The organism is Bartonella sp. LJL80 (assembly GCF_054871565.1).
Genome location: NZ_JBTXLM010000001.1, coordinates 945,708 through 956,768, shown reverse-complemented (window position 1 = coordinate 956,768; position 11,061 = coordinate 945,708). Strand labels below are relative to the sequence as shown.

General features: G+C 49.3%; 10 protein-coding genes and 1 other RNA gene. 3 read left to right on the top strand and 8 right to left on the bottom strand.

The features are described from left to right. Window positions 1-420 precede the first annotated feature (420 nt). The 5 genes from ACYSNS_RS04290 to ACYSNS_RS04270 all read right to left on the bottom strand — a co-directional run bounded on the left by ACYSNS_RS04290 (window position 421) and on the right by ACYSNS_RS04270 (window position 6,826). Complete coding sequence (locus tag ACYSNS_RS04290; protein ID WP_461721867.1) at window positions 421-2,025, bottom strand: ABC transporter ATP-binding protein; 1,605 nt, start codon at window positions 2,023-2,025, stop codon at window positions 421-423. Beyond that, window positions 2,022-3,161 carry an ABC transporter permease gene (locus ACYSNS_RS04285; RefSeq protein ID WP_461721866.1) on the bottom strand — a complete coding sequence of 380 codons (1,140 nt, stop codon included), beginning with the start codon at window positions 3,159-3,161 and terminating at the stop codon, window positions 2,022-2,024. The genes ACYSNS_RS04290 and ACYSNS_RS04285 overlap by 4 nt, the downstream gene beginning before the upstream one ends. Beyond that, the gene (locus ACYSNS_RS04280; protein ID WP_461721865.1) at window positions 3,161-4,267 is read right to left on the bottom strand and encodes a microcin C ABC transporter permease YejB; all 1,107 of its coding nucleotides are present in this window, start codon (window positions 4,265-4,267) and stop codon (window positions 3,161-3,163) included. Before ACYSNS_RS04280 ends, ACYSNS_RS04285 begins: the two co-directional genes overlap by 1 nt. A 104-nt stretch (window positions 4,268-4,371) precedes the next feature. Then, entirely contained in the window at window positions 4,372-6,216 is a 1,845-nt protein-coding gene (locus ACYSNS_RS04275) for an extracellular solute-binding protein (RefSeq protein ID WP_461721864.1), read from the bottom strand. A gap of 61 nt (window positions 6,217-6,277) precedes the next feature. Next, window positions 6,278-6,826 (bottom strand): c-type cytochrome, encoded by a 549-nt coding sequence (locus tag ACYSNS_RS04270; protein ID WP_461721915.1) that lies wholly within the window; start codon window positions 6,824-6,826, stop codon window positions 6,278-6,280. Window positions 6,827-6,949: 123 nt separating this feature from the next. Between ACYSNS_RS04270 and ACYSNS_RS04265 the strand changes: the two genes are divergently transcribed. Continuing rightward, entirely contained in the window at window positions 6,950-7,690 is a 741-nt protein-coding gene (locus ACYSNS_RS04265) for a 3-deoxy-manno-octulosonate cytidylyltransferase (protein ID WP_461721863.1), read from the top strand. Next, the gene (locus ACYSNS_RS04260; RefSeq protein ID WP_461721914.1) at window positions 7,678-8,541 is read left to right on the top strand and encodes a prephenate dehydratase; all 864 of its coding nucleotides are present in this window, start codon (window positions 7,678-7,680) and stop codon (window positions 8,539-8,541) included. The genes ACYSNS_RS04265 and ACYSNS_RS04260 overlap by 13 nt, the downstream gene beginning before the upstream one ends. Window positions 8,542-8,947: 406 nt before the next feature. Here the strand turns inward: ACYSNS_RS04260 and ACYSNS_RS04255 are convergent, their stop codons facing one another. From ACYSNS_RS04255 to ACYSNS_RS04245, 3 genes are read right to left on the bottom strand one after another with little or no spacing between them, the layout of a single operon-like run. Then, a complete protein-coding gene (locus ACYSNS_RS04255) occupies window positions 8,948-9,418 on the bottom strand; it encodes a hypothetical protein (RefSeq protein WP_461721862.1) in 471 nt (156 codons plus the stop codon). Further along, window positions 9,419-10,321, bottom strand: coding sequence for an NAD(+) diphosphatase (gene nudC, locus ACYSNS_RS04250; RefSeq protein ID WP_461721861.1), 903 nt, complete (start codon window positions 10,319-10,321; stop codon window positions 9,419-9,421). Window positions 10,322-10,324: 3 nt separating this feature from the next. Continuing rightward, window positions 10,325-10,735 carry an HIT family protein gene (locus ACYSNS_RS04245; protein ID WP_461721860.1) on the bottom strand — a complete coding sequence of 137 codons (411 nt, stop codon included), beginning with the start codon at window positions 10,733-10,735 and terminating at the stop codon, window positions 10,325-10,327. A 69-nt stretch (window positions 10,736-10,804) separates the two neighbouring features. Between ACYSNS_RS04245 and ffs the strand changes: the two genes are divergently transcribed. Continuing rightward, window positions 10,805-10,902, top strand: an RNA gene (gene ffs / locus ACYSNS_RS04240) — signal recognition particle sRNA small type. Window positions 10,903-11,061 lie beyond the last annotated feature (159 nt).

Sequence of the window (11,061 nt, the reverse complement as noted above, 5' to 3'; positions counted from 1 at the left end):
CCCCCCCCCCCCCCCCCCCCCCCCCCCCCCCCCCCCCCCCCCCCCCCCCCCCCCCCCCCCCCCCCCCCCCCCCCCCCCCCCCCCCCCCCCCCCCCCCCCCCCCCCCCCCCCCCCCCCCCCCCCCCAAAAACAAACGTCGCCGGCAGATTATTGCCAGCGCAAGTATAATGATTACGATATAGCCCCGTCGATAAAACCATGATAAACCCCGCCGCACATCACGAATGAAGTGCACGTTGCAGCTATATACAAAAAACAATAATAACTCAAGACAGATCTATCGCACTGAAGCGCATATAAGCTAAGCTGGATGTTGCTTATATGCTTATAGTGCAACCAATTTAATCTTCGGCAACATTTATGTTTCGTTGAGACATGTATCAAGTTGAGTGAATACGAATTTCGGATAACAATATTTCTTTATACGGCACGCATTTCAAATGCGGCATTCATCAAAGCTTTTGTATAGTCCGTCTTCGGCGCTGAAAAAATATCCGAAGCTATCCCATGTTCAACCATCTCGCCATTTCTCATGACGACCAACTCATTTGCCAATGCCTTCACAACTTTCAAATCATGGCTGATAAACAAGTAAGCGAGATTATGTTTTTGTTGCAGACTGCCTAGCAGGTCAACAACCTGCGCCTGTACGCTCATATCCAAAGCTGACGTTGGTTCGTCGAGCATAACAAAACGTGGATTGAGAACCATAGCGCGCGCAATCGCAATACGTTGGCGCTGCCCTCCCGAAAACTCATGCGGGTAGCGATGACGTGTCTGCGGATCCAAATCCACTTCACGTAGAGCCTCGATAACGCGTTGATCCCGCTCGTCATAGGTCAATTGAGGCTCATGAATCAAAAGCCCTTCGGCGATGATCTCCCCCACGGACATGCGTGGCGATAATGAACCGAATGGATCCTGAAAGACGATCTGGATATGGCGCCTTAAAGGCCGCATTTGCTTAAAAGAATAGCCTTCAATATCCTGCCCATCAAAACGGATTTTGCCTGTTGAAGAAATCATGCGGGTCAAAGCCAAACCCAGCGTCGTTTTGCCTGAGCCGGATTCTCCAACAACACCCAAAGTCTGGCCGGCGCGGATGGTTATGCTGATATCATTAACCGCTTTGATATGATCAACCGTGCGCCGCATGAGTCCCTTCTTGACGGGAAACCAGACACGAACCTTTTCCCCCTGCATGACAACGGGAGCCTCAAGATCAGCCTTTGGCGGGTTGCCTTTCGGTTCGGCTGCCAGAAGTTTCTTTGTATAGTCATGTTGCGGATTTGCAAAAATATCGGCGGTTTTACCACTTTCAACAATCTTGCCTTTTGTCATGACGCAAACGCGATCAGCCACGCGCCGGACAATACCAAGATCATGGGTGATGAAAAGCATCGACATAGACCGTTCGGTCTTGAGCTTGGCCAAAAGCTCGAGAATTTGTGCTTGCACGGTCACATCCAAAGCTGTTGTCGGCTCGTCGGCAATCAGTAATTGTGGATTATTGGCAAGCGCCATGGCAATCATGACACGTTGACGCTGTCCGCCCGACAGCTGGTGGGGAAAAGATGACAACCGCTTTTCAGGATCCCTGATACCCACTTGGGTTAGCAATTCGATTGTGCGTAGACGCGCTGCCTTATCCGGCATCCCCTGATGGATTTTCAGAATCTCGCCAATCTGTCTTTCAACAGTATGTAACGGGTTGAGGGACGTCATCGGTTCCTGAAAGATCATCGCAATGTCTTTACCGCGTACCTTGCGCAAACCATTTTCATCAAGCTTCATCAAATCCTTGTCGCCAAACAGGATTTCGCCTGAAGGATGGCTCGCCATCGGATAGGACAATAATTTCAAGATCGACAAAGCCGTAACCGATTTGCCCGAGCCGGATTCACCGACCAGTGCAACGGTCTCACCCGGCTTGATGTCAAAAGAAATATGGTCAACAGCCACAGTCTCCTTGCCATCCTGCCGGAAGAGTACTGAAAGATCACGAACGATGAGCGAAGAGGTCATTGGAATGTCTTTCGTGGATCAAATGCATCGCGTGCAGCTTCCCCGATAAAGGCCAAAAGCGATAACATGACTGCGATGGCCACAAATCCGGTGATACCGATCCATGGCGCATTGAGGTTGGTGGCGGCTTGGCGCATCAACTCGCCCAGTGATGCTGAACCGGGTGGCAAGCCAAAGCCAAGATAATCCAGCGCAGTCAATGTCGAGATGCCCGCCGTCAATAGAAATGGAAGATAGGTGATGGCGGCCACCATGGCATTGGGCAGCAAATGGCGTATGATGATCGTCCGGTTTGGTACGCCTAAGGCCCGTGCGGCATTGACATATTCAAAATTACGCGCGCGCAGGAACTCTGCACGCACAACTCCCACCAGCGCTACCCATTGGAACAACAGCATGATGCCCAGCAAAACCCAGAAGCCCTGAGCCAGAACCGATGCCATAATGATAATAAGATAGAGGGCGGGAACCGAGGACCATATTTCAATGATCCGTTGGAAGATCAAATCGACCCAGCCGCCGAAATAGCCCTGCACTGCCCCGGCTGCAATGCCGATGATCGAGGAGACAACCGTCAGGATAATCGTGAAAGAAATAGACACGCGAAAGCCATAGAGAACGCGGGCAAAAACATCGCGGGTCTGATCGTCGGTGCCAAGCCAGTTCCAATTGCCTAAGGTGCATTCTGGGTCATTGACGCCGCCAGCATAATTTTTGCATCGTTCGTCTTTGCTCTGTAACCAGAAAGGCGGGGCTAAAGCGACCGGCTTATTGCCAACTGTTGTATCATAGGAATAATGAACGGGCGGCCAAATAGCCCAACCATGCTGTTTTATTTCTTTTTTGATAAAATCTTCGCGGAAATCCACAGTCGCCAAAATACCGCCGAACTTTTCATCGGGATAGTCAAAAAGCACCGGAAACAGAATCTCGCCTTTGTAGGACGCGATGATCGGACGATCATTGGCGATCAGATTGGCCGAAAAGGAACATAGGCAAAGGCCTAGGAATATCCATAATGACCACCATCCCCGCCGGTTCTTTTTGAAATTCTGCCAACGTCGTTGGTTCAGTGGCGAAAGAAACGGCCTTTTGGCTTTTGAACTAAATTCGGTGTGAAGGGCAGCGTCTGTCATTACACGTCCCTCTTATCGAAATCGATACGTGGGTCAACAAGCATATAGGTTAAGTCGGAGATCAGGCTGACAACCAGTCCTATCAAAGAGAAAATATACAACGACCCGAATACAACCGGATAATCGCGATTAACAATGGAGGTATAGCTAAGCAGGCCCATGCCATTCAGTGAATACAACATTTCAATCAGCAGCGATCCGGTGAAGAATGAAGCGATAAAAGCCGCAGGAAAGCTGGCAATAACAACAAGCATTGCATTTCTGAATACATGTCCATAGAGAACAGACCGCTCGCTCAACCCTTTAGCACGAGCCGTGACGACATATTGTTTGCGGATTTCTTCCAGAAAGCAGTTCTTGGTCAAAAGTGTTGTTGTGGCAAAAGCCGAGATGACCATCGCCGTCAACGGCAATGCCAGATGGTGGAAGTAATCAAGAATTTTGCCACCCAGCGACAATTCGTCAAAATTTTCAGAGGTCAGATGGCTGAGCGGGAACCAGTCGAAAAAGGAACCACCGGCAAACAGTACCATAAGGAGAATACCAAACAGAAAACTAGGAATAGCATAACCGATGACGATGACCGCACTTGTCCAGACATCAAATTGGGAGCCATCTTTCACTGCTTTGCGTATGCCCAGCGGGATGGAAATGGCGTAGGATATTAACAATTGCCATAATCCCAACGATATCGAAACGGGAAGGGCTGACTTGATAAGGTCAACCACCGACCGACCTTGTGTATAGGAATCGCCAAAGTCGAATTTCAGATAATTCCACAGCATGGTGAAATAGCGTTCCAAAGGCGGCTTATCAAAACCGAACTGCTTTTCAAGCTTGACAATAAATTCAGGATCAAGGCCGCGCGCGCCACGATATTTTGAACTGGCATCACTGCCCTGAAACGTCACATCTGCAGAAAGTCCCAGGTCGCCACCCCCGCCTGCGACACGGCCCATGGCATCGCCACCTGTGCCCTGCAATTGTGCGATGATATTTTCAATCGGGCCGCCAGGCGTGAACTGCACTATGACAAACGTTACGGTCAAAATGCCGATCAATGTCGGTATGATCAGCGCCAGACGCCGCAATATATATGCCGCCATTTGTTTATTTCACCTTTTTGACCGAGCACCCATGCGAATCAAAATTGAACACATGATTGAGAACACTTATTTTGGCGTCTTTATGGTAAACAAATTACAAAGATTTATTCGGCTTCAATATGCGCTTCTTTGGCGACATCAATCCACCACGACGCAATGTCCACCCCGCTTGCTTCAGGTTGCGGCTGCGGAATGCCGAACTTGTTCCAGTAGGCGATATTGAGATGGTCTGCGTACCATTGCGGAATGATATAATAGTTCCACAATAAAACACGATCGAGCGCACGGGTTGCAGCAACAAGTTCGTCGCGGTTTTCGGCATAAATCACACGATTGATCAGCGTATCGACCGCAGGATTTTTGATCCCGGCAACATTGTATCCGCCAGGTCGATCTGCAGCTTTTGATCCCCAGAATTCCAACTGCTCGTTGCCCGGAGAATCGCTTTGGCCTATCGCTTTGACGACAAGATCAAAATCATAATTGGCCTCGCGGTTTTGATATTGTGACGCATCGACCACACGCATGGTCGCATCAATGCCCAACCGTTGTAGATTGGCCAGAAATGGCGCTGTTGCACGTTCAAACGCAGGATCACTCAGCATCACCTCCACAGTGAACTGCTGGCCTTTGTCATTCACCAAACGATTGCCTTTGAGTTGCCAACCCGCCTCGTTCAACAACTTCATCGCTTCTGTTAGATATTGCCGTGATGAATCAGGTTTGTCATATACGGGATTGGCAAAGGCTTCAGTAAAAAGTGCTGAAGGAACTTCATTGCGTACCGTTTCCAAAATTTGCAGTTCCAGCCCTTGGGGTACACCTTTGGCAGCGAGATCAAGACCATCGAAATAGCTTGAAATACGATGATAGTCGTTAAAGAAAAGGGACTTGTTTAAAGATTCAAAATCAAATGCCAGATTGAGCGCTTTACGCACCCTTACATCGGCAAATTGCGGTCGTCGTGTATTGATAAAAAAACCTTGCACGCGCCCACTGCCGTGGAAAGCAAAGCTTTGCCGCACGACATCGCCGCGCAGTACAGCGGGAAAGGTATAGCCTTGTTGCCAACGCTGGATGCGGTTTTCTATCCGCCAGTCAATAATATTGCCCTTTTTAAACGCCTCCCATTCGGCATTGGGATCAAGGAAATAGCTATAGTGTTCGGTATCAAAGTTAAATCGTCCCACATTGACGGGCAAATCTGCCGCCCAATAATCTTTGACGCGTTTCCACGTAATGGATTTGCCGACATTGAAACTTGCGACCTGATAGGCACCGGACCCTAACGGAACTTCGAGTGTCGGGGCGGAAATATCACGTTTTTTGCCGCTGGCATCAGTCCCCTCCCACCAATGTTGCGGCAAAACGGGCATCTGGCCCATGATAAAAGGCAGTTCGCGATTGCCCGCGGCTTCAAACGTAAATGTCACTTCGCGTGCCGCTGTTTTTTCTGCCTTGACGACCGAATGATAGTAATTGTTGAAAAAAGGCGAATTGGCCTTCAACGCGTTGAAACTCCACACGACGTCGTCAGCGGTAATCGGTTGACCGTCATGCCAGCGTGCTTTGGCATTCAGTTTGAATTTAACCCACGAATAGTCGTCAGGATACTGTGCCGCCTCGGCAATGAGCGGATAATTCACCGATGGCTCTTCGGTAGAAGGCGCCATAAGCGTATCATATTGTTCGCCACCTCCGCGCGAGGAAAATCCGGCAGCGGGCGTCCCCATCACGATATACGGGTTGAAACTGTTGAATGTGCCGGTGCGACTATCGTTGATCTGCCCGCCTTTCGGCGCGTTCACATTGACATAGTCATAATGGGTGAAGTTCTCACCATATTTCGGTTGTGCGCCCAAAGACAGAGCGGTGCGCCACTGCGGTTCCGCTTGCGCTAAACCGCATAAGGCCAATAAAAGCCAAAGGGCAATGTTTACTCTTTTCATCAACGTGCTCGCAACCACTATATCTCACCCAATGTAACGTTTATCCGCGCACTTATATCCATCAATCTGGATTTTCGCGTGGCAGAGAAACAGGCATATCTGACAGACTTCGCAAATAAAGCAATAAATCGGCCCGATCCTGAGGATTTTGAATGCCGACAAATGACATGGCGGTGCCAGGAACAGCCTTCCGCGGAGAAGTTAAATAGGCATCCAATGTGGCAAAATCCCAATGTTTATCCGGTTGTGCACGCATGGCGCGGGAATAGGTAAAGTCATCCAGAGCAGCGAATGGTCTGCCGACAACACCCCACAAATGCGGACCGACACGATTTGGACCATCCTTGACAGGCGTATGGCACAAAGCGCATTGGCCAAATACCTTGCGGCCATTTTCAAGGTTTCCTTGTTGCAAGCGCGTCGCCAGCGAAGCTTCATGGGTTTGGGCTTGAGGCGTCTGCGGCAAGGTCGCTTCACCATCTATATTATAGGCCGCCTTTACGGGTGCAGGATTATCATAAATCCGGTCGCTGCTATAAAAAATGGCAAAAAGAATAAGCAGCCAAAAGAGACAGGCACAAATCAGATTATTGACGGTCGATACATTCATCGAAGAACCAGTCATCGAAAATTCAAGCGAGACATTTTTTCATCATGGTTTTGAAATTTATGTCTTTTGCTTGTCCGAAGCAATATCTATAAAGCAAGATATAAATTCAGTTGGATATTGGCAATGGCGCTTGAAACTCTCATTCTCATCCCGGCACGCATGGCGTCAACACGCCTTCCCGGAAAACCTCTGGCAGACATTGCCGGCAAACCGATGATTGTGCATGTTGCAGAACGGGCGCTCGAAGCAGCACTTGGACGCGTCGTGGTTGCAACCGACCATGCAGACGTTGAAGCAGCGGTCAAAAATCATGGCATTGACGTGGTCATGACGCGTGCCGACCATCAATCCGGTTCCGATCGCATTTACGAAGCATTGACACAACTGGACCCTGACGGGCGATTTGATGCCGTGTTGAATGTTCAAGGTGATTTGCCCACCATTGCACCGCTGGAAATAGCCGCCGCACTTGAAGCACTCGACACGCAATCTGTCGATATCGGCACGCTGGGCGTCGAGATCATTGAAGACGATGAAAAACACAATCCGAATGTTGTCAAAATTGTTGGGTCACCCCTAGCGGAAAAACGACTAAAAGCGCTTTATTTCACCCGGGCAACCGCACCTTACGGCGAAGGCCCGCTTTACCATCACATCGGATTATATGCCTATCGTCGCAAGGCTTTGGAACGCTTTGTTTCCCTTGCTCCATCCACGCTTGAAAAGCGTGAGAGCCTCGAGCAATTGCGCGCCCTTGAAGCAGGCATGCGCATTGACGTACAGATTATCAAAGGTGTACCACTGGGTGTAGACACGCTTGCTGATCTTGAACAGGCACGGCGAATTCTGGGATCAAAACAATGATAAAAACCAATAAGATTTCCTTTCAGGGTGATTACGGCGCAAATTCCGATACGGCCTGCCGCAATATGTTTCCCGATATGGTGCCCCTGCCCTGTGCGACCTTCGAAGATGCATTAAACGCCGTCGAGACAGGAGAAGCCGATCTTGGTATGATCCCGATAGAAAATACACTTGCGGGGCGTGTTGCCGACATCCATCATTTGCTGCCGCAAACCAAGCTCTTTATCATCGGCGAGTATTTTCTTCCCATCCATTTTCAACTGATGGTTCTTCCAGGTGTCAAACGTGAAGAGATTGAAACCGTCCACAGCCACGTCCATGCGCTTGGTCAATGTCGCAAAATCATCCGCAACAATGGCTGGCGCGGTGTTGTGGCCGGCGACACAGCCGGTGCCGCAAAAATGATTAAGGAAGAAGCCAAGCGTAGTCAGGCTGCTTTGGCGCCAATGTTGGCCGCCGAATTATACGGTTTGGATATTCTGGAAAACAATGTCGAGGATGAAGCCAATAATACAACGCGCTTTGTTGTGCTTTCACGCACCGATGTCCGTGCGCCACAACCGCAACATGATGAAAAGGTCATGACGAGCTTCCTTTTTCGCGTACGCAATGTTCCCGCTGCCTTGTATAAGGCCATGGGCGGATTTGCTACCAATGGGGTCAATATGACCAAGCTTGAAAGCTACCAGATTGGCGGCTCGTTTAATGCGACACAGTTTTTCGCCGATATAGAAGGCCACCCGGATGATCGTATGGTGCGACTGGCTTTGGAGGAACTTGCTTTCTTCTCCGCCGAAATCCGCATTGTCGGCGTTTATCCCGCCAGCCCCGACCGAAAAAGCAAAACATAATTTTTGTCGCAATGGCAGGGGTCAGGACCGATTGTTTTGAACGAAAACAGATGAGGTCTTTCTGTTAAGAACGCGGAGAAAAGCCGCACGAAACACGAAATTCTGTAAGTTTTTTTTGACAACGTTGTTAGCAAACCACCTCTATCCTGAATCGATACAAAACAACTACAAACCTCGCTTTGTTGAAAAACGAAAAGCAGTTCTATCATGCGCTTTTCGCGTTCCTTCGCACATCTTTTTGCTATTCATTGCACCATACATTAAAACGCGCTGGTTCTGACGCTAGGGTGTTTTTCGACCTGATTGCATCAGGCTGGCGCGTCTCAAGCTTTTGATTTGTCGCGGCATCTTATCGGATTGATGATTTACATGAATCGGGAACCGTTCTAGAAGAGCGTCGGTGGACTTATAAAGTCCACCCTTTGCAAGCATCCTTCTGATGCGCCTCATGGATAGCTTTTTTTAAAAAATTGAAATTTGTTTGCGCTGCCTGTAAATCCGGCTCCTCACAAAAGGGGCAAACCGGTTTCCCCTGCTTGTAATAGCTATCGCTGCTTTTTGAAAAAATCTCGAGTGCATCCGAATCCCCGTTTTTTTGTGGTGTATCGAAAACACGACTATAGCTGATATCTGTCCTTGTCAGGTGCAACCATTGGTCTTGTTTCTTAAGAATATATGCCGTTCGTCCTGTCTCGCGGGAGATATCCAATCGCAACTCACCATCCATTGTCGCACTACATTGCAGATTGTTTCCCTCAAGTGAATCAATTGAATCAAGGCTGAGGTTTTGTTCCTTGCTTTCATCTGCCAGGCATAACGTTGCACCAATGGATAGGGACAGGATCAAGCAGGCAAAAAATTTAAAGCGGTTGAACATTTATGATCTCTCTAACCATTGTTTGATCAGATAATGGGCTATGGCACCTTCGGGTGGCATATGGATACCTTCGGGATGCTGACCGGCAATGATCTGAAAAACCTCATCACGGTTGAACCAACGCCCGTCCTCCATTTCATCGCGATCAATAACAATTTCTCCGCTCAAAGCTTCGGCATGGCAGCCGAGCATGAGAGAATGAGGGAACGGCCACGGCTGTGATGCGATGTAAGTGACCTGACCAATCGACAGCCCCATTTCCTCTTGGCTCTCCCGACGCACAGCCATTTCCAACGTTTCACCCTGTTCGATAAAACCGGCAAGGCAGGAATAGCGCCCTTTTTCAAAATTCGGTGTGCGGGCCAAAAGGCACTTATCGCGATGATGGACAAGCATGATTGCCACTGGGTCGGTGCGGGGAAAATGCTCGGCCTTACAAGACGTGCATAACCGCTTTATGCCACCAGCAGCCATTTGGCTCGGATTGCCGCAACGCGAACAAAATCGGTTATTGCGATGCCACATTAATAAGGAATAGCCTTGCGCCAATGCACCGGATTGGTTCTGTGTAAAAACAGCACGGCTATAGGCTTCGCGTAAACCAACCTGATGATAACCACGCGGGGGCTGATCCGAAAATTCGCCGACAGTCAGCGCAATCACCGGGCGTTTATCTTCCCAACCAAGCAGGCATGCCTCGTCCCAATTGGGTTTGAACAATTCCAGCGCTGCTTCATCCAGATAAAGATCGGCGGCGCTGCCATGCATGCGGTAGAGAATGGATAAGCCATTTAAAGCGATATAATGGGGATGATGATTTCTTTGCTCGATAACCGCATTGTCCGTACGTTTTTCAGACTGTCGATCGATACGATTCCCGATAAAGGCTATGGTTGCGGTCATCAATCAGTCCAGTCTCAGTTGTAAATCACGGATAAGCTTTTGGGCTTGTGCCTGCGTATAGGCGACAGGTTTGCCATAGCCCCAAACAGGATTGGGCCAATTTTCATCGCCTTCATTGCGCGCGATCACATGAATATGCAATTGCCTGACAATATTGCCCAGCGCGCCGATATTGACCTTGCGACACCCCGTCATTGCCTCCAGAGCCACAGCAACTTCGTTCAATTCGGCAAGCAATGCCAATTGATCGTCAAAAACAAGGTGGTGCACTTCTTCAGCACCGACGATTCGAGGGATGACAATGAGCCATGGCCAGCGTGAATCAGCCATAAGGCGAACGTCGCAAAGCGCCAATTTGACAACCGGCAAGGTGTCCTTTTCAAGCTGCGGATCCAGTTTGAACTGTTGTTTCAAAGCAATTATCTCCAATGTTTTTTGTTTCACGACTTGCTTTTTGTTTCTAAATTGACGATATGAACGTCGGGAGGTTGGTGGTGGACGAGCCACTCGCCAACCGGGTCAGGTCCGGAAGGAAGCAGCCCCAACGAGCTCCGGCACGGGTCATCGTGCCAGCCTCCCACCTTTTTTGCCAATCACATCTTTGTTGTGGCCACAGCTTTAACATGTGCAAAACAACTTGCCGAAAAACCGGAGAGTGTTTGATTGGCACAAAATCCTTCTATATAGGTTGTATTGGTTGACGACAGCTTTGGCACAGTCCAGTCTGGCGCAATTCAAAT

Excerpts from the sequence above, each read along its gene's own strand:
- ACYSNS_RS04275 (WP_461721864.1), bottom strand. The coding sequence starts at position 6,216 with ATGAAAAGAGTAAACATTGCCCTTTGGCTTTTATTGGCCTTATGCGGT.
- ACYSNS_RS04255 (WP_461721862.1), bottom strand. The coding sequence starts at position 9,418 with ATGTTCAACCGCTTTAAATTTTTTGCCTGCTTGATCCTGTCCCTATCC.
- ACYSNS_RS04285 (WP_461721866.1), bottom strand. The coding sequence starts at position 3,161 with ATGACAGACGCTGCCCTTCACACCGAATTTAGTTCAAAAGCCAAAAGG.
- ACYSNS_RS04290 (WP_461721867.1), bottom strand. The coding sequence starts at position 2,025 with ATGACCTCTTCGCTCATCGTTCGTGATCTTTCAGTACTCTTCCGGCAG.
- ACYSNS_RS04265 (WP_461721863.1), top strand. The coding sequence starts at position 6,950 with ATGGCGCTTGAAACTCTCATTCTCATCCCGGCACGCATGGCGTCAACA.
- ACYSNS_RS04280 (WP_461721865.1), bottom strand. The coding sequence starts at position 4,267 with ATGGCGGCATATATATTGCGGCGTCTGGCGCTGATCATACCGACATTG.
- nudC (WP_461721861.1), bottom strand. The coding sequence starts at position 10,321 with ATGACCGCAACCATAGCCTTTATCGGGAATCGTATCGATCGACAGTCT.
- ACYSNS_RS04270 (WP_461721915.1), bottom strand. The coding sequence starts at position 6,826 with ATGAATGTATCGACCGTCAATAATCTGATTTGTGCCTGTCTCTTTTGG.